We start from the raw sequence: 19,151 nt of genomic DNA, 5'->3' as shown, positions 1-19,151 counted from the left end.
CAAAATAACCTATCCGAAGAGCAATAGCCTGCTAAAACCGCTGGCAGCCAAAGCTGCTACCATCGAAGGTACTAACCCCAGTCTGGCGATTGTCGATGAGTACCATTTACACCCTGATAACGCGGTGTATTCTGCCCTTGAGCTGGGAATGGGCGCACGTCCCGAGGGTATTCTTTTTGCCATTACCACGGCAGGCAGTAATGTAATTTCAGCCTGTAAGCAGCACTATGATTATTGTTGCCAGATATTGGATGGTGAAGAGCAAAACGCATCCCTGTTTGCCCTGATCTACGAGTTGGACGACGAGAACGAGATTGATGATGAAGCACTCTGGATAAAGGCCAATCCCAATCTGAATATCTCTGTGGACAGTGCCGCTTTGCGTGACACCATCCAGAAAGCGCGGGGCATTCCCTCACAATGGACAGAAATGCTGACTAAACGTTTTAATATCTGGTGTCAGGGTGAAACGCCGTGGATGGGAGAAGGGACATGGAAAGCCTGCCAGACAGATTATGATGAAAACGACCTGAAAGGCTTAGAGTGCTACGCCGGACTAGATTTATCTTCCACAGGCGATATCACTAGTATTTGCTACACGTTCCCCGTGGATAACGAACTGTTATTACTGACCCGCCATTACCTGCCAGAAGCCCGGCTACAGAATCCCGCCAATAAGAATCGGGCGGTATATCGACAATGGGTACAAATGGGTTGGATACGCACTACCGTAGGCGATTGCATTGATTACGACCGCATCCGTGATGATATTCTCAAAGACAGCCAGCATTTTGATATTAAGCTGGTGGGCTTTGATACATGGAACGCCACACACCTACGCACTCAATTACAAGGCGCGGGGCTGGATGTTGAGCCGTTCCCGCAAACCTATATGCGCTTTAGCCCTGTGGCAAAATCGGCTGAGGTGTTCGTTAACCGCAAAATCATTCGTCACAACGGTGATCCGGTGCTGGCATGGGCAATGTCTAATGTGGTTATGGAAACGGATGCAAACGCCAATATCAAGCCGAATAAGAAGAAATCCGCGAACAAGATTGACCCTGCGATTGCGTTCCTGATGAGTTTTGGTACATGGCAAGCAGAGCATGAAGAGTTTGCATTCAACCTCAGTGATGGACAGAAACAGAGACTGGCTAATTTTGATGGAATTTAGATAACTAGTTTATTTTTAAAGATTATTAAGAATAGGCATTAATGAAATCAATTGCTCGTAAGGCTAGATATCACACCTTGATTTGGATTAGTCGTTATTCTATCTGACAGTCAGCTATGAGCGGAAAGAGGGCATGGATGCAGAGCTCATTAATAACTCATTAACCACATTACGGCCGCATATTGCTCGGCCGTGTAAAATAAGCTAATTAACAAAGGCTATCTGATAACTTAGAAAAATCGCAATTCAAAAAAGCGTTCTCAAAATCATTAATATTATGTCGATTTAGATAAAAAATGAGCAATGCGGAAAAAAGATTCATTTCTGGCTCAGATATCCAGTAATTTAGTTCTAATTTGGCTCTGTTATCCATATACACATCATCTCCACGTGTATACATGCCCTGATATTCATCGAATTTTTCGACAAGGTCATTTACCTTAAGAAGATTGTAATGGTATTCAAAAGAGGAGAAGTTTTCTTCATTAATATCAAGACTGCCCAAGACCTCATCAGCGTAGACAGCAATCTTCTCATTCTGAAAGGTAGGTGGTGAAGCGATCTTAATCATGGAAACAAGAAGCTCTCTCGCTTTGTAAGTGCATTTACTGAGCTGTTTATGGAAGTTATTAATCAAGTCGAAAACTTTAAGATATCCATCACCGGGGTTGTCCGGAAAAAACTCTTGAGTAGAAACCGACTCGTTGAACAACATCAAGTCCGTTGGAACCGGAATCCTCGCGGGTAGAGAAAAAGTATTACTCTGAGCAGAATAGGATGAAAAATATTGACTGTGCTCACTTTTTAATATACTAAGAAAATGTTTCTGAAATTGAGTGTCTTTTTGAATAACTACGCTAACCATATCGAATAACGTGATGTAGTTGATATTAGGTGCGGAAAGTTTAACCGATGAACTAACAGGTTCAACAGTTAGCAAGAAAAACAGAATGTTAGGGTAGTCTTTTTTTAAAGTGGGATTTCCATTATGAGTGTTAACTGTATCTTGAAATTTCTTCTTGGTTACTGTTGCAGTCATTTGTAGACCAGTTTTCGTTGAAAAACTACCATAATCAAAACTAGGATAGTTTCTCTGGACTGCATTTAAATCTCTAAAGTCTGCTCCATAAGCTAAGTTGATTAAGGGAAGTAAAGAAATTTCCTGGTTTTTAGCTAAATCAGTTAAACCATCTCGTGTACTTAGTTTAATTTGTGCGTAGATAATCGCTGTGAAATACCTTAGCTGCCTTGCGATAAAAGAACTTTCAGACTCCATGTTTTCATCTCCGATTTATGTCTAACAAAGTTGAAATAAACGCGATATACCAATTTCATCATGAGCTCGTCTGTCGTAATTATCTAGCTTAACAGTGACATCATGAAGGAAGAAACTACCATTCAAGAGTTCCTTAGACCTACTAAGTTTTTATATCATTGCATACATAGATCACCGTCATTTTAAAAAGCTAGACCAGACAGTTTGTTTTTGCTTAAGGATCTTCTTTAGCAGATAGATTAGTCCAGAGTCGCAAATTCTCGTTTCTGGCACGGAGCTGACTGTCACACTTTCTTGGACTCAGAGTAGCAAGGGTATCAAATCTCATTTGGACAGCATATAACATAAAAAGTTAAGCAGTTATACTCGTTCGCTTATTGAGTCCGATAAACCAATCAGTTAAAGTAGCCCCGCCATTGGCAAACTCCAATGGTCAAGGATTAGCACCCTTGCAAAGAGCTATCCACTGGTAGGAGGTTTCTACCAGTGTGTCTGCTATCGCCCTTTCAATGGCGATTCAGGCAGGGGAGGCTTCGGCCTCGCTGGAAGGTAGCTCCCAGTAGTGCTAACCCTGTCTGAATTGCCACCATCAATGTTCAATTAATGGAAGGGGTAGCAGGAATGATTGATATAAAAAAAGACTGGCATCAAGCTGATATCATCGCTGCATTACGTAAACGTGGTACAACCTTAGCCGCTGTTTCTCGTGAATCTGGCCTCAGTTCATCTACACTAGCAAATACTCTCAGTCGTCCGTGGCCGAAGGGCGAATGGATCATTGCTAACTATCTCGAAATACATCCCTCAGAAATCTGGCCGAGTCGCTATTTTGATTCTTATGGTCAGTTAATTGAGCGTCATGCTCGCAGTAAGCCACTGGAATAATTACTTATCAGTCTTGAGATTCAAATTTTGCCATTTTAGAAATCATGGCGTTTTGCATTTCAAGTGGCGATTAGGGAAGAAGAAAGGCAAACATCGTATTTTCAAGTGATGTGATAAATATCACAGAGAGGAATACGACAACGGCTCATTACCGTAGCTGTATTAATTGGTTATACCTCGCGCTACTGCCAGAAGGTATCCTATGGGTATCCTAGAAAAAACTAAGGGGTCGCACTTTTGATGCAACCCCTTGATAATTCTGGTGGCCCCTGCTGGACTTGAACCAGCGACCAAGCGATTATGAGTCGCCTGCTCTAACCACTGAGCTAAGGGGCCAGTGAAGTGGGGAGATTATACGGTACTGTGTGGCATTAGGTCTAGCCCCGAAAATTCATATGCGCGTTTTATATACAGAAATAAGTATCTTTTAACTGATTTAAACTATTTTTAAGTGCTCTAAACTATTTTTTAGTGATACTGATGGTCTTTTTGATTAATTTTTCTGGTCATTTACTGACTTTTGATTATTGTTTGGACATAAAAATTTTACCGGTCATGTTCTGCTTTCTGTAATTTCAGAACATATCTGTATTTCCCTATAAAAATATTTTTGTGACTCAACAATATGAGCCTATCTAACTTATCAAATTCGGTTTTGTCCCATCGTAAACTGGAAGATTACTTTTTTTCATCAATCAGTCAAATTTATCGACATATTGGAGCTGGTATCCGGCTCTATGTAACTGGTGTTGGAACTGATTCATTAAATTTTTTACAGGTGCTTGATGAACATAACCAGATAGCAGAGGAGCTGAAAGCAGCGATTCAGTTAATGGATGAGCAATCTGATGTACCTTTTCTGATTGTTGCTGTACAGCCCAGTCATCAGGTTTTAGCGGTTATTGAACAGGCCGGGTTTGTGTTTGATCCTGATAGTATTACAACGGTTATGGAGCTTGATTTAATCAACTGGCAGATAAAGGATGAGCATTGCGCTGAATATGAAATCAGGTGTGTTGATCATCGTTTGTCTGATTGGGTTCTTCCGATTAAAAGTGCATTTGAGACGGGTGATTCTATCTCCGGACAGTATATGAAATGCCATCAGGCTGCGTTAATTGCCGGGAAATGCTTGCAACATTACGCCCTCTATGTCGATGAAAAGCCAGTTTGTGCTTTAACTCTATCAAGGCTCAATAATATTGTCCGTCTTGATGATATCAGTACAGTAAGGGAAAAAATGGGGCGAGGATATGCTTCAGCATTAATTAACTATGTATTGAGTGAAGCTAGGAAAAAAGGCGCAACAGCTTGCTATCTGGAAGCTTCCTGTGAGGGAAATGGTGTGTATCGTCGCATTGGTTTTAAGTCGTTATTTGAATGTCAGGCCTTTGTTCGTGAAAGCTAAAAAGCTCGTGAGTAATAAAAAAGTGCCTGTCGAAACAGGCGCTTTTTAGACTTATCAGTAAATATTTTGATTAGTCATCAAGGAAGCTACGTAATACTTCCGAACGGCTTGGATGGCGCAGTTTGCGCAGAGCTTTCGCCTCGATCTGGCGGATACGCTCGCGGGTTACGTCAAACTGTTTACCAACTTCTTCCAGTGTATGGTCGGTGTTCATATCGATACCAAAACGCATACGCAGGACTTTCGCTTCACGCGCAGTTAACCCTGCCAGCACATCGTGGGTTGCTGAACGCAGGCTTTCTGAAGTTGCAGAATCCAGCGGCAGTTCCAGCGTAGTATCTTCAATGAAATCACCCAGATGTGAATCTTCATCATCACCAACTGGCGTTTCCATGGAAATTGGTTCTTTGGCGATTTTCAGTACCTTGCGGATTTTGTCTTCCGGCATCAGCATGCGTTCTGCCAGCTCTTCCGGTGATGGTTCACGCCCCATTTCTTGTAGCATCTGACGAGAAATACGATTGAGTTTGTTAATCGTTTCAATCATATGCACAGGAATACGGATAGTACGCGCCTGATCGGCGATAGAGCGAGTAATCGCCTGACGGATCCACCAGGTAGCATAAGTTGAGAACTTATAACCACGGCGATATTCGAACTTATCAACCGCTTTCATCAGGCCGATATTACCTTCCTGAATCAAATCAAGGAATTGCAGGCCACGGTTGGTATATTTCTTGGCAATTGAAATAACCAGACGTAAGTTAGCTTCAACCATTTCCTTCTTCGCACGGCGGGCTTTTGCTTCACCAATTGACATGCGACGGTTGATATCTTTGACTTGATCAATTGTCAGGCCAGTTTCTTCTTCAATCTGACGCAGTTTTTGCAGACTGCGCATGATTTCTTCTTCAACTTCCGGCAGTTTATCAGACCAAGGCTTGTTCATTGCTTTTGCAGCAGTGAACCATGTCTCAGTTGTTTCGTTACCGGAAAACAGAGTGATGAAGTTTTTCTTCGGCATTTTGCACTGTTCAACACACATCTTCATGATTTGACGCTCTTGAAGACGTACACGATCCATCATGGAACGCATGTTGTTGACCAGATAATCAAACTGCTTAGGCACCAGACGGAACTGTTTGAATACCTCGGACAGCATCAAAATTTCAGCGGCAGTGCTTGGATGGCTGCGGCCGTGGCTTTTTATTGACTGACGGGTAACTTCATATTGCTCACGCAATTCCATGAATTTTTGGCGAGCCAGCTCCGGATCGATGCTGTTATCATCGTCACTGTCAGTATCATCTTCCCCGTCTTCATCTTCATCATCGTCTTCGTCAAGCTCTTCCTGAGGAAGCTCAGAGCCAATGTGAGTAGCTGTCGGTGCAAGATCTTCTTCTGCGTTAGGATCAACAAATCCTGTAATCAGATCAGACAGGCGGCTTTCACCTGCTTCAACATGGTCATACTGTTCTAGCAGATAGGTAATAGCTTCAGGATATTCGGCAACGGAGCACTGTACTTGGTTGATGCCATCTTCAATGCGTTTCGCAATGTCAATCTCACCTTCACGAGTCAGTAGTTCAACTGTACCCATTTCACGCATGTACATGCGAACCGGGTCGGTTGTACGACCGATTTCTGACTCGACACTGGATAACACTTGCGCAGCTGCTTCTGCCGCATCTTCATCTGTGTCGTTTGTGTTTTCTGCCAACATGAGGTCATCGGCATCAGGTGCCTCTTCCATTACCTGGATGCCCATGTCATTGATCATTTGGATGATATCTTCTATCTGATCAGAATCGACGATATCTTCCGGCAGATGGTCATTGACCTCAGCATAGGTCAGATAGCCTTGCTCCTTACCTCGGGTGACAAGTAGCTTCAGCTGTGACTGCGGGTTTTGCTCCATAAGACAGTATCCACACTTCAGAGTATTGGTTGGTGTCAGTCGGCGAAACAAATATGCCAACAATAACATTTAGGGGGCATTTCGTTGTATTGCCACTGCCCTCAATAGCGGCAATTGTAGGGCTATCTCCCTACCTCATTCGGCACTTAAGCCGTAAATTCTGGATTCATTTTTTAGCGCTGGATTCAGAAATCAACCAGACTTCTTTACGTTCTTCCGGTGTCAGACCTTCAGTTCTTTCTTTAGCCACCAAAAATTTAAAACGTTCTTCCAATGCTGATGCGAAAAGATGATTTAACGCATCACTAAACGTTTTTTCAGCAATTTCTTCTACTTGTATATCGTTCCATGCGGCGAGTTTTTCAAGCTGTTTTGCGTACTTATTATCGCGATATTGCTCCAAAAGTTGACCGGTTGTTAACCCCGGCTGAGCAAGGCATGTGTCGACAAGCTCCATAAATAGCGGTAATCCCGCTACCTGAGCAGAAAACATTCCCTGTAATGAAGGGACTAATGTCGCTAAATGTGGGTTCTGCACCAGTAATGCGATGAGTATGCGCATTGTCGTTGGTTTCAGTTTTAGCGCCTGATAAGTATTGGTATCTTTTTTGACAAGCTTTGCTAAAGATCGTTCCAATTGTGTAGTATCAGGTATACCCAGCAGTTTTCCAAGTTCCTTTAGCAGGTAAAGCCGCAATGCTTCACCCGGGATCTGGCTAATCAGTGGCATCGCAAGTGAATTAAGTTTAGTTGCCCCTTCCGGGGTACTTAAATCAACCTGTAACAATAGTGAATCAAACAGAAATTCAGACAGAGTCAGTGCCTTTTCCATTCTCTGTTCAAATACTTCTCGCCCTTCTTTGCGTACTAGTGAATCTGGATCTTCGCCATCAGGCAAGAACATAAAACGTAATTGCCGGCCATCATTCAGATAAGGTAATGCTGTTTCCAGCGTCCTCCATGCGGCAGTACGGCCTGCACGGTCTCCATCGTAACAACAGATAACACTATCGGTTGTCCGGAAAAGTAGCTGAACGTGTTCGGCTGTCGTAGATGTTCCTAACGAGGCTACAGCATAATCAATGCCAAACTGAGCCAATGCGACGACATCCATATAACCTTCAACCACCAATAACCTGGAAAGGATATTGTGGCTTTGCTGTGCCTCATAAAGACCATACAACTGGCGGCCTTTATGGAAAATTTCCGTTTCCGGTGAGTTCAGGTACTTGGGAAGCGTATCCCCCAAGACTCTGCCACCAAATGCAATGACACGGCTCCTGCGATCACGAATAGGGAACATAATACGTTCACGGAAACGGTCATAAGTGCGGCCGTTATCATTCGTGACCAGCATCCCTGCATCGCTTAACTGATTGCGGTCTTCGGTATTATGGGCAAACTGCTTCAGGACATTATCCCACCCCGCAGGGGCGAAGCCGATTGCAAAACGCTGAATGACCTCTTCACTGAGCCCGCGTCTGGTCAGATATTGCCGGGCGGCCTGTCCATTTGGTGTCGTCAGTGAACGCTGATAGAAGCTGTTTAGCTTATCCATCAACTGATAAAGATTTTGCCGTTGGTGACGTTCGATATGTCCGCCGCCTGAGCCTGCTTCGTAAGGGACTTCCAGTCCGTGCATTGTGGCCAGTTCTTCAATGGATTCGACAAAATCTAACCTGTCATAATTCATTAAGAAATCGATGGCGTTGCCATGGGCTCCACAACCGAAGCAATGATAAAACTGTTTGTCGCCATTAACAGTAAATGAAGGGGTCTTTTCATTATGAAAAGGACAACACGCCTGATGGTTTTTACCTTTCTTTTTGAGAGGCACTCTGACATCAATTAGATCAATGATATCGGTTCTTGCTAACAAGTCATTGATAAATGCGCGTGGAATTCGTCCAGCCATAAGCCCTTTTACGCCTGTTGATGAACGAGAATAAGCCGCGCTTTCTCAGAGAAAGCACGGCCTTTAACTGCAGTAGTTTGTTAAAACAAACACTTTGCGGACAGGCCGCAAAGATTAGTACAAACGAGTGCGACGTGCGTTTTCACGAGCCAGCTTTTTAGCGTGGCGTTTAACCGCGGATGCTTTAGCGCGTTTGCGTTCAGTCGTTGGTTTTTCATAGAACTCACGACGACGAACTTCTGCTAATACGCCTGCTTTTTCGCAAGAACGCTTGAAGCGACGCAGAGCTACGTCAAATGGCTCGTTTTCACGTACTTTAATTACTGGCATGTGCCTCTCACCTCAATAGAAATCGGGTTTGTCGCTGGCGTGATAGTGCCAGCCGTCTTTAAAATGGTGCGGAATTTTACTTCAATGAACACGGCTTTGTAAAGGGCCGCGGAAAATTGAAACACACAACGTCGTGGGTTATAGGTTGCCTTTTTGTACGCAAAGTAAGCAATCTGAGCCGACGTTATTAACTTAACCACACTGGATATTCAAGTAGGGGACTGATTATAGACTAAACAGAGCAAAGAGTCAGCATGTAAATGGAATCTATTGTCTGTCATTGAGTTAAATATGTATAGCCGAAATCTATTGGGTCTATCTGAATAGTGGTTGTAAACAGATGTGGTTATAAATAGATAGTGATACACTGGCCTCCGCTTTAATTATTTGCTTTAACTACCGTGACGAGATAACAAGTACAATGCGAGTTTTAGGTATAGAAACGTCCTGCGATGAAACTGGAATCGCAATTTATGATGACAAATCCGGCCTGCTAGCCAATCAATTGTACAGTCAGGTAAAACTACATGCCGATTATGGTGGAGTTGTGCCTGAACTGGCATCCCGTGATCATATCCGTAAAACAGTTCCCCTGATTCAGGCGGCTTTGAAAGAAGCGGGTCTGACAAGTAAAGATATTGATGCGGTTGCTTACACCGCAGGTCCCGGTTTAGTGGGAGCGTTGATGGTTGGAGCGACTATTGGTCGTTCACTGGCTTTTGCATGGGATGTACCGGCTATTCCTGTCCATCATATGGAAGGGCATTTATTAGCACCCATGCTGGAAGAGAATAAACCTGAATTTCCATTTGTCGCTTTACTGGTTTCCGGTGGTCATACTCAGCTTATTAGCGTGACAGGTATTGGCGAGTATACTCTGCTTGGTGAGTCGATTGATGATGCCGCGGGTGAAGCTTTCGATAAGACAGCAAAATTACTGGGTCTGGATTACCCCGGAGGCCCAGTTCTTTCTCGTATAGCACAGCAAGGTAAAGCAGGACGTTTTGTTTTTCCCCGTCCAATGACCGATCGTCCGGGGCTAGATTTCAGCTTTTCTGGTTTGAAAACGTTTGCAGCGAATACGATTCGCAATCATATAACGGGCTGTGATGTTGAACAGGATGAACAGACCAGAGCAGATATTGCACACGCATTTGAAGAGGCTGTTGTTGATACTCTGGTAATAAAATGTAAACGGGCATTAGAGCAGACGGGTTTCAAACGGCTGGTTATGGCGGGAGGAGTAAGCGCAAACCGCACATTGCGTATCAGAATGCAAAATATGGCGGAAAAATTGCACGGTGAAGTTTTTTACGCCCGCCCTGAATTTTGTACTGATAATGGGGCAATGATCGCATTTGCTGGAATGATCCGTTTGGCAAGCGGAACAAAGAACAATTTAGGCGTTACTGTGAAAGCGCGCTGGCCATTATCTGAGCTTCCTTCATTATAATATAAGCCAATACCTTTAAGGGATAAGGGTCTTTAAAAAATCATCTGACTCAACAAGATAGAGACCAGTAGAACGAAGTAGTGCTTATTAAAACATAAAGTAATAAGGCGCTATTCAGGATTAAATGATATTTAGCCCTGAATAGCGCTTTGTTTCTACAAAAGTGAATAAAGGCTAAAGCACTAGCACTCATTTTTTCTTAAAATCGATACCCTACACCGACATTAAATCCATTAATAAAGTTGTTTACTCCCTCGTTGCGCGATCCTCTGGGAGCATGTTTTGACCTAGTAACTTCATAGGCAAGATAAACACTAAAGTTTTTCACCGGATTAATTTCAATACCTGCACCATAAGCAAGCTCATTACTCTTCAGCGTTTCATCAGAGGTCGGTAAAATATCAAAACCACCAGAAGCTGCTGGATTAGCTTCACCAGTACCCACAGACCCATCATTAGTATCTATGGAGATTTTATGTGCACTATTTGTTACATGAGCAATACCAATTAGGCTATAAATACTCAGATAATCATTGATGCGATAGGCAGGGCCTACCATTAGGGAAAAGTATTTTGACTTAAACGCTATTGGTTGCCCAAATAGTGTATTTTGATGAGCTTCAGATGCGGAGTTTGTATATTGTACGACTTGGTTTGTGTTACCCCTCATGTGAGTAAATGTACCTATAATACTGACTGGCGAGTCCCATTCATAACGGTAATGAATATTAACCCCATCAAGATAGGTATTAGCGGGCGTTGATATTTGACTATTTGAATATCCTATGCCGAAAGTCTGAGTATCAGCCTTAGCTAATGAACCATATATAAAGAACGGCATTACCAGAGTTATTATAAGTACTTTCTTTGTTACCATGATTATATACCTTTAATGTTTATTATCTGAGTCAAGTATAGATGATTTATAAAATAAACAAGTAAAAACTCATGCTTGTATAATTAATGTTAAGTTATATTTAATTCATGAAATGTATAAAATATATCAATTTTTTCTGTTTGAATGTTTTATAGATAATTACGTTATATATTATTTAATCTGATTTAGGTTCGGTGAAAATAAAGATGTGTGATTTATGAATGGCATCATTTTTATTTAAAATGTTCATATATCATATCTGGGCTATTTTTTAAATTAATAGAAATATATATCACTTTTCAATAACCATTCACTTTATTACGCCTTATGATATTTATCGCAAGGATTTTTGGTTTTTAAATTTTTAAGGTTGATGTCTTTTAATTTCATAATAACTATATGATATTATTTCATTTATTATTGTTTGAATTGAATATCATCAATCCATTATGGGGTAATTGTAATATATGTCATACAGTGGTGGTTATTTCATTATAAAAAATAAAGTCAGTAATATTACCAACCAGAACAAGTATTGCGATTGAATAATACTTGTTTTTAAATATGAACAAAAGGATGGAGTATGCCTCAATAAAATATAGTCTATTTTTAGTTGAATTTTTAAGAGTTGTTCACTATTCAAAAATACGAAATCTTCTAATAACACGAAGACTCAGTATTTAGGTGACAATACACCGTGCTATTTATTTAAATTATTTTTCATCATATATCAATCTCAAGGAGGTAATTATGATCAAGGCAGACAAGTATCAACCATTTGGAGACGAAAGTGTCGACTATCCACAAATATGCATTAGGACTAATCGAACGGCTGATCGTACGAATATGAAGCCAATAATAGAAAAAGCTATGGCTATAGTACAACAATATCCTTGGAGTGAGAAAGACACAATAATTAAAGAAGTATTTAAAGTATTGGGAAGTGACTTTGGCGGAGGTGGTTTTGGTCATGCATGGGTTATTTACTTCAATAGTGCAAAAGAAGGGGATAATACATCATATGCTTTTCATGCAGGATATGGATTCGTAAAAAACTCAGAATATACCAATGATTCTCCAGGGAGAAAATTCCACCTTCAGCGCTGTGTAAAGGTTGATAGCAAAGCTATAAACCCTGAATTAATAGAAATGAAACTTATACCTAAGTTAATAGATGAAAGTAATCAGTTGGCAAAATTAATGCAACTTACCTCTGAGGATATGAAAAATGGGGTATACACGCCTATAACAAACTGCTCGTGGTTTGCAGGAAATTTATGGAACCAGATAACGAGATTGACATTTGAGCAATCTATTGAAGATGGTATCAATATTGATGAATTGGCAGATAAACTGGACCTTCCATTTATAAAGAATATTAGAAGTATTGGAGACCCCGGAATGCTTTCCGAGAGCATTAAAAATGGATTGTATATTTAAAGAAAAAATTACTGATAATAATTAAAAGAAACTGGCTTAATTATTCTAGAATTAAGCCAGTATTTGTAACGCATCGTATTTATTCACCTTTTCTACGAATAATGATTGCAGGTGATATTTGTACTTCTGATCGGCTTTACTCCCCTGAATAGATACACTCAAAAATAAATTTCAGTGCCAGCATACTCACGTAATTTCCCTCTAACCTATCCTGAAATCCATAGAGTATATATTGTCAATTTGGTTGCTCAAGACACCTCATATCCAAGGCATCAAAAAATATCAAGGCTCATCAAATTATATTATCACCATTCGAAATAGTTAATTTATTTTTATTAGATTGCTCGATAAAATAGGGTCATGACTCCAATAGTTAGATTGACATATGCTCTATGGCTTTCAAAAGATAGAAAACTGCAAATGAATTAGTGAATTACGAACTAATGTTCCTCTTAAAAAAATACGCATCTAACTATTGGCAGCACGACCAAATTTGAGGTGAATGGAAAAATAGTCCGTTCTAGAATGTAACTCTATCTACTTTTCATGCAGTTATAACTCAAATTTCATATTTTTTTTATTATCAATGACAATAAAGTTTCCTGAAGTCATATTTTTAATAGTAGGTGTGAAGAGATAATATTCTCATACCCATCTGAATTTCTTTTATTGGCTAACTAGAGCGTATTTTACCCTCAGACGAGGGTATTATTATTTATTACGGCTATGTGATATCACTAATACATCAGCTATCTCCCGCTCCCAACCACAACAACGCATCTCCGGGGCTAATGGCACTACCCGGCTGACAGATAATCTTTGTAACCCGGCCCGCCTGTGGCGCATGAATCGCCAGCTCCATCTTCATGGCTTCTACAATAATCAGCGGCTGGCCTTCTTCCACGTCATCGCCTGATTTGACCAATACTTTCCAGATATTCCCGCTCATATCCGCACTAATCTGCAAACCATACTCATTAAGATCCGTTTCTTCTTGTAGCTGTTCCTCTCCATCCTGAACAGAACTCTCTTCTTCCGGCTGTTCCTGTTGCCAGTGCATAACCTCGGTTTCAAAAGCCACTGCCTGTCTTAGTTTGAAATAGGCAATATCTTCGGCATTTTCTTTCAGAAAGTGCAGGTGTTCGGCAAAATCAAACTGTGTATTTTCAATATGGATAGCAGTACGCCCCTCCTGAAAATCTTCCCGTAACTGTTCTAACTCTGCTTCAGTAACAGGATAAAAACGGATTTGATCAAAAAATCGCAACAGCCACGGTTTATCTTCCTCGAACTGTTCATTTTTCAGAAATTTGTTCCAAATCGGCAGGGTTCGTCCCACCAGCTGATAACCGCCGGGAGAATCCATGCCATAGATACACATATATGTACCGCCAATACCGACAGTTCCTTCTGCGGTAAAAGTACGTGCCGGGTTGTATTTTGAGCTTAACAGGCGATGGCGAGGATCAATGGGAACAGCGCACGGAGCACCCAGATACACATCTCCCAACCCGAGGATCAGGTAACTGGCATCAAATAGAATACGGCGCACGGCTTCACGATCAGCCAGCCCGTTAATACGCTGAATAAAATCGACGTTATTCGGCAACCACGGAGCGCTGGATCTAACCGTGCTCTGATAACGGTTCACGGCACCCAGTGTTGCACTGTCTTCAAATGCCATCGGCAGATGGATAATGCGAGACGGCACTTTCATGGTGCTGACATTACCAAGCTGTTTCTCCAAAGAGAGCAGCAAAGCGATGAGTTTCTGCTGTTCGATTTGCCGGTTATCATAGCGGATTTGCAAAGAACGGACACCCGGAGCAATTTCTTTAATTCCCGGTTCAGCTAAAGCATGTAGTTTTTCCATCAACAGATGTACCCGCAGGCGTAACGCCAAATCCAGAATATTTTCACCATATTCGATCAGAATATAGTTATCTCCCGCCTGACGATAAACAACCGCCGGAGCAGAATGCGTGGAAGCAATCACAGCCAGCACGGCACCAGAATGTTCTTCTTCTGCTATCTGTAATGTTCGCTCTAGTTTTAATGGGGCTTCCGACGTTGATCTCAACGTGGCAATAAGACGATTTTGCTGCTCTTCCAGAGTAACCGCTTCTTCCATACTGATGGGATGGAAACGGATACGATCTCCCGGCTTAACCTGACCGACTTTCCACAATTCAGCTTTGGCGATGGTAACAGGGCAAACAAAGCCACCGAGACTAGGCCCGTCACGGGTGAGGATGACAGGAAAATCGCCCGTAAAATTGATAGAACCAATGGCGTACTCACAGTCATGAATATTTGAAGGATGCAAACCCGCTTCACCACCATCAGGACGCGCCCAGACAGGTTTTGGGCCTATCAACCGTACACCCAGACGGTTTGAATTGTAATGCACCTGCCATTCGGCAGAGAAAAATTCATCTATATAATCCTGAGCGAAAAAATCAGGCGCACCATGCGGCCCATAAAGTACGCCAATCTCCCATATATCGCCATAAACGGGGATCGCGGCAGGTTCCGGTGCCTGTGGTAGGCTGATTGGTGCGGGAGTTGTACAGGCAGGTAAGGCTGGCTGTGAGATGGGAAGCATATCGGCAATTTTTAAGATACGGCCAGCATGTCCGCCAAATTGTCCGAGAGCAAAGGTAGAACGACTTCCAAGGTAACAGGGAACATCAATGCCATTTCTGACCGCAAGATATGTACGGCAGCCGGATTGTGCCCGCCCTATCTCAAGTATTTGCCCGGCTTTGATATTCAGTGGTTGCCAATAAGGTACGCTTGTCCCGTCTAATAATGCGGTACTCTCTGCGCCGGTCAGCGCAATCAGTGCGTCACAATGAAACTGTAAGGTTGGCCCCTCCAGCGTAAACTCCAATCCGGCGGCCGATTCATGATTACCGACAATTCGGTTCGCTAACCGAAAAGCCAGGTCATCCATCGGGCCGGATGGTGGAACACCGATATCCCAATACCCCGACCGACCGGGATAATCCTGAACACTGCTCCATGTTCCCGCTCGCAGAACCTCAATAGCTCTTGCCTGAGGTTCAAAGCTATCAAGCATTCGGGTCCAGGCTTGTCCTTGTTGGAATAGCTCACTGGCTGTGATTTGGCGCAGGTATTCCAGATTAGTTGTAATGCCGTGCAATTGGCAGGAATCCAGTGCTTCACGCAGTTTAATCAGTGCTTTTTCTCGATTTTCTGCATGAACAATCATTTTAGCGATCATCGGATCATAAAATGCAGAAACCTCACTGCCCGTGCGCACACCACTATCGATACGTATACCTTCAGGGAATTTAACTTCCGTCAGGACTCCCGGAGCAGGCTGAAAGTTTTTCAGGGGATTTTCTGCATACAGGCGCACTTCAATCGCTGCTCCGACTGGTGCCCGCTTTAAATCCTCCCAGTCAATGGGTAGCTCAGCCGCAACCCGCAGCATATACTCCACTAAGTCAAGCCCGGTCACGCATTCCGTCACAGGATGTTCGACTTGCAGACGGGTATTAACCTCAAGAAAGTAAAACTCATCCTGTTCGACATCGTAAATGTACTCTACCGTACCTGCGCTGCGATACTTCACCAACCGGCCCAATTGTACTGCGGAATCCAGCAACGCTGTTCGGGTCTGCTCCGGCAAATTAGGTGCCGGAGCTTCTTCTACGACTTTTTGATTCCGGCGCTGCAAAGAGCAATCACGCTCTCCCAGCGCCACAACATTCCCTTTACCATCACCGAAAATCTGCACTTCAAGATGACGGGCCTGCCTAATACACCGCTCCAGAAAAACACCGGTATCACTGAAAAACTGTTCACCAAGATGGCGCACACTCTCCCATGCCTCACTCAGTGCATTTGCGTCATAACAACAACTGAGGCCGATCCCACCACCACCGGCAGTACTTTTCAGCATAACCGGATAACCGATAGTCTCAGCGGCACTGAGTGCTTCATCCAGTGAATTGAGCAACCCTGTTCCCGGTGTCATCGGTACACCTGCTTCTGCGGCCAGTTCTCTCGCTCGGTGTTTCAGGCCAAATTCACCAATCTGGTGTGATGTCGGGCCAACAAAGACAATACCCGCTTTTTCACACGCTTGTGCAAACGGTAGGCATTCAGACAAAAATCCATATCCCGGCCAGATGGCCTCTGCATGGCTCTGTTGTGCTGCACTTATAATTTTATCGATACACAGGTAACTCTCACTGGCTTTTTCCCCGTTTATCGGCAATGCGATATCAGCATCTTTAACATGTTGTGAATTTTTATCTGCGTCTGAATACACAGCCACACTGACAATTCCGAGCCGTTTCAGAGTACGGATAGCACGGCAGGCAATTTCTCCGCGGTTAGCAATCAATACCGTTTTAAACATTGTCTTTCTCCTGATTGATAACCCAATTACGCCAGCCACCGAACTCTGTAATATCCGTTGCACCGTTCAGTGCAACCGGTTCGCAGATAAAACCTTTTATCCAGCGACCATCGGCTAATTCCAGTGAACCGATGCCTAACGGAGGCGGAATTTCAGCAACGAATGCACCAAAATAGGCCAGTGGAATATCCCAAAGCTCAATGCTGATGGATGCACCTGTGTCATCCCTCACTAATCCGGGCTTAGGGGGCTGAGTGTTGGCTAGTTTGTAGAGTCGGTAACAGCTCGCGGTCTGTGTGGTTTCAACAAATACGGCGTTACGTTCGGTTAATTGGTCATTCAGAGGCATACCCCGAAGATGGGCTCCGACAACCGCCAAACGAATATGCTGCCCGGATGGTGGTAACATCATCACTTCACCATCAAGTAATTGGCCGGTGGAGCCAAGTGGTAATGCGAGATGCTGCTGCCAACGCAGACCAAATGATGCAAGTGCCCGGTCGTGCCAGGCTGGTGCAAGTAAGGTGATACCTGCGGGTAATCCATCAGTTCGGAACGGTGCAGGCAAGGCAAGTGCGGAAAGATTGGCAAGGTTGGTGAAATTGGTATAAGTGCCAAGTTCAGAATTATAGTGAATCGGCGCCCTTTTAATTTCTTCAATCGTTCTGATTGTCGGTGTAGTGGGAACAATGAGAGCATCAAAACCGGCTAATATGTGCTGGATCTTCCTCGCCAGTTCTGCCCGCAGATATTCGGCATTAAACGCATCGACGGCGCTGTAATTTTTACCACCGTCAATAATCTGGCGCACTTCTGGATCCATCATTGCAGGAAAACTGAGCATGCCATTCACAACAGTCGTGCGCTCAGCAACCCATGCTCCCTGATAAAGTTGCTCACCCAGTTGGTTGAATACCAAGAAATCAATTGGCTGAAGAGTGGCTCCCATATTTTGCAACTCGTGCAAAGCCTCCTGCCATGCGGATTCGGCAATCGTGTCATGACAAAATACAGGATTGGCAGGAATAGCAAATAGAGGGTGATCCGGCAATGTTGCGGGTGTAGATGCCGGATTTATGCAGGAATAAGCATCATTTTCGTCGAATCCTCCGGCAATATCCGCAACACTGAAAGCATCTTCAACCGTCAGGGCAAAAACAGATAAGGTATCGTTGAGTCGACAGGCAGGAACAACACCTTTGGCGGAAAACCAGCCTTTTGTTGGTTTCAAACCCACAATATTATTGAAGCCAGCAGGCACCCGTCCGGAACCTGCGGTATCCGTTCCAAGTGCGAATGGCACTAATCCTCTGGCAACGACAGAAGCAGAGCCAGAACTGGAGCCGCCGCTAATATAACGATCATTGAAACTGTTTTTAACGACGCCATAAGGTGAACGAGTGCCGACTAATCCGGTAGCAAACTGATCCATATTCGTTTTTCCAACGACGATAGCTCCCGCCGCTTTTAGTCTGGCAACCGCTGTCGCATCTTCATCTGCGATATATTCAAATGCTGGGCAGGCCGCGGTTGTCGGCCAGTCAGCAACATCAATATTATCCTTAACTGCAAAAGGAATACCGAACAAAGGAAATTCGTCAGGGTTACGCTGATAAGCAGGTAAAAGCAAACCAATCTGAGCCTGTAACTGTTCCGGCGTTGCAAGATAAATCCAGGCATTATCATCAGGTAAAAAGGAATCTAGATGCTGTTGCAGTAAAGCAAAAACGGACTCCACATCGTGTCGTATCCGCTCATGCCAGTATTTTAAGGTATAGCCAGTCATTGTTGTCATGCTGTGATACTCCAGTGGATATAGTTGGATTTACACAGCAATACGCATGCCAAGATAATAATATGCTTTTTTTCAATTGATTAAGGTTGGGGAAAATATCAGGGATAATGGTTTGCACTATTATGGTTCATAGATTGAACAATAATGGTGCTTATTTTTAACTCAGTCGGTTAACGATAAGAAAATGAGTGACAATAATAAGAATAAATATGGTGATTATTATTCACCTTATGAATAAATCATAAGTCACTTGAATAAAAATAGAGAATAAATATGAATAACCATTA

Annotated in this window: 12 protein-coding genes and 1 tRNA gene; 5 read left to right on the top strand and 8 right to left on the bottom strand. The window is 43.0% G+C overall.

What is annotated here, in order from left to right:
* Positions 1-1,174 (top strand): terminase large subunit (locus tag AACS92_RS02030; RefSeq protein ID WP_099109710.1); only part of this gene is annotated, 1,174 nt, incomplete at its 5' end.
* 208 nt (positions 1,175-1,382) lie between these two features.
* On the opposite strand, the gene AACS92_RS02025 is transcribed toward AACS92_RS02030, so the two are convergent.
* A complete protein-coding gene (locus tag AACS92_RS02025; protein WP_099109709.1) occupies positions 1,383-2,450 on the bottom strand; it encodes an SMEK domain-containing protein in 1,068 nt (355 codons plus the stop codon).
* Between the two features lie 621 nt (positions 2,451-3,071).
* On the opposite strand from AACS92_RS02025, the gene AACS92_RS02020 reads away from it, so the two are divergent.
* Positions 3,072-3,335 carry a helix-turn-helix domain-containing protein gene (locus AACS92_RS02020; RefSeq protein ID WP_099109708.1) on the top strand — a complete coding sequence of 88 codons (264 nt, stop codon included), beginning with the start codon at positions 3,072-3,074 and terminating at the stop codon, positions 3,333-3,335.
* Between the two features lie 260 nt (positions 3,336-3,595).
* On the opposite strand, the gene AACS92_RS02015 is transcribed toward AACS92_RS02020, so the two are convergent.
* Positions 3,596-3,671, bottom strand: a tRNA-Ile gene (locus AACS92_RS02015).
* Positions 3,672-3,960: 289 nt separating this feature from the next.
* Here AACS92_RS02015 and AACS92_RS02010 point away from each other — a divergent pair.
* The gene (locus AACS92_RS02010) at positions 3,961-4,743 is read left to right on the top strand and encodes a GNAT family N-acetyltransferase (RefSeq protein WP_099109707.1); all 783 of its coding nucleotides are present in this window, start codon (positions 3,961-3,963) and stop codon (positions 4,741-4,743) included.
* Positions 4,744-4,813: 70 nt separating this feature from the next.
* Here AACS92_RS02010 and rpoD read toward each other — a convergent pair whose 3' ends face one another.
* From rpoD to rpsU, 3 genes are all read right to left on the bottom strand, one after another.
* A complete protein-coding gene (gene rpoD, locus AACS92_RS02005) occupies positions 4,814-6,661 on the bottom strand; it encodes an RNA polymerase sigma factor RpoD (protein ID WP_099109706.1) in 1,848 nt (615 codons plus the stop codon).
* A gap of 166 nt (positions 6,662-6,827) precedes the next feature.
* Positions 6,828-8,576, bottom strand: coding sequence for a DNA primase (gene dnaG / locus AACS92_RS02000; RefSeq protein WP_099109705.1), 1,749 nt, complete (start codon positions 8,574-8,576; stop codon positions 6,828-6,830).
* Between the two features lie 114 nt (positions 8,577-8,690).
* Positions 8,691-8,906 (bottom strand): 30S ribosomal protein S21, encoded by a 216-nt coding sequence (rpsU, locus tag AACS92_RS01995; RefSeq protein ID WP_001144069.1) that lies wholly within the window; start codon positions 8,904-8,906, stop codon positions 8,691-8,693.
* Between the two features lie 421 nt (positions 8,907-9,327).
* On the opposite strand from rpsU, the gene tsaD reads away from it, so the two are divergent.
* Positions 9,328-10,359, top strand: a complete 1,032-nt coding sequence (gene tsaD / locus AACS92_RS01990; protein WP_099109704.1) for a tRNA (adenosine(37)-N6)-threonylcarbamoyltransferase complex transferase subunit TsaD — start codon at positions 9,328-9,330, stop codon at positions 10,357-10,359.
* A 199-nt stretch (positions 10,360-10,558) separates the two neighbouring features.
* Here the strand turns inward: tsaD and AACS92_RS01985 are convergent, their stop codons facing one another.
* Entirely contained in the window at positions 10,559-11,236 is a 678-nt protein-coding gene (locus tag AACS92_RS01985; RefSeq protein WP_241537925.1) for an Ail/Lom family outer membrane beta-barrel protein, read from the bottom strand.
* Positions 11,237-11,986: 750 nt separating this feature from the next.
* On the opposite strand from AACS92_RS01985, the gene AACS92_RS01980 reads away from it, so the two are divergent.
* Positions 11,987-12,676, top strand: a complete 690-nt coding sequence (locus tag AACS92_RS01980) for a hypothetical protein (protein ID WP_099109703.1) — start codon at positions 11,987-11,989, stop codon at positions 12,674-12,676.
* Between the two features lie 745 nt (positions 12,677-13,421).
* On the opposite strand, the gene uca is transcribed toward AACS92_RS01980, so the two are convergent.
* A complete protein-coding gene (gene uca / locus AACS92_RS01975) occupies positions 13,422-17,069 on the bottom strand; it encodes an urea carboxylase (RefSeq protein ID WP_099109702.1) in 3,648 nt (1,215 codons plus the stop codon).
* Positions 17,062-18,864: an allophanate hydrolase gene (atzF, locus tag AACS92_RS01970; protein WP_099109701.1), complete on the bottom strand. Its 1,803-nt coding sequence runs from the start codon at positions 18,862-18,864 to the stop codon at positions 17,062-17,064. The genes uca and atzF overlap by 8 nt, the downstream gene beginning before the upstream one ends.
* Between the last annotated feature and the right edge of the window lie 287 nt (positions 18,865-19,151).

Source organism: Xenorhabdus sp. KJ12.1 (genome assembly GCF_963876495.1).
Taxonomy (GTDB): domain Bacteria; phylum Pseudomonadota; class Gammaproteobacteria; order Enterobacterales; family Enterobacteriaceae; genus Xenorhabdus; species Xenorhabdus stockiae.
This window is presented reverse-complemented; position numbering and strand designations above follow the sequence as displayed.

Bases quoted from the DNA above. Each gene is read 5' to 3' on its own strand.
- uca (WP_099109702.1), bottom strand. From the start codon at position 17,069: ATGTTTAAAACGGTATTGATTGCTAACCGCGGAGAAATTGCCTGCCGT.
- AACS92_RS02025 (WP_099109709.1), bottom strand. From the start codon at position 2,450: ATGGAGTCTGAAAGTTCTTTTATCGCAAGGCAGCTAAGGTATTTCACA.
- rpsU (WP_001144069.1), bottom strand. From the start codon at position 8,906: ATGCCAGTAATTAAAGTACGTGAAAACGAGCCATTTGACGTAGCTCTG.
- AACS92_RS01985 (WP_241537925.1), bottom strand. From the start codon at position 11,236: ATGGTAACAAAGAAAGTACTTATAATAACTCTGGTAATGCCGTTCTTT.
- atzF (WP_099109701.1), bottom strand. From the start codon at position 18,864: ATGACAACAATGACTGGCTATACCTTAAAATACTGGCATGAGCGGATA.
- rpoD (WP_099109706.1), bottom strand. From the start codon at position 6,661: ATGGAGCAAAACCCGCAGTCACAGCTGAAGCTACTTGTCACCCGAGGT.
- AACS92_RS01980 (WP_099109703.1), top strand. From the start codon at position 11,987: ATGATCAAGGCAGACAAGTATCAACCATTTGGAGACGAAAGTGTCGAC.
- AACS92_RS02020 (WP_099109708.1), top strand. From the start codon at position 3,072: ATGATTGATATAAAAAAAGACTGGCATCAAGCTGATATCATCGCTGCA.
- AACS92_RS02010 (WP_099109707.1), top strand. From the start codon at position 3,961: ATGAGCCTATCTAACTTATCAAATTCGGTTTTGTCCCATCGTAAACTG.
- dnaG (WP_099109705.1), bottom strand. From the start codon at position 8,576: ATGGCTGGACGAATTCCACGCGCATTTATCAATGACTTGTTAGCAAGA.
- tsaD (WP_099109704.1), top strand. From the start codon at position 9,328: ATGCGAGTTTTAGGTATAGAAACGTCCTGCGATGAAACTGGAATCGCA.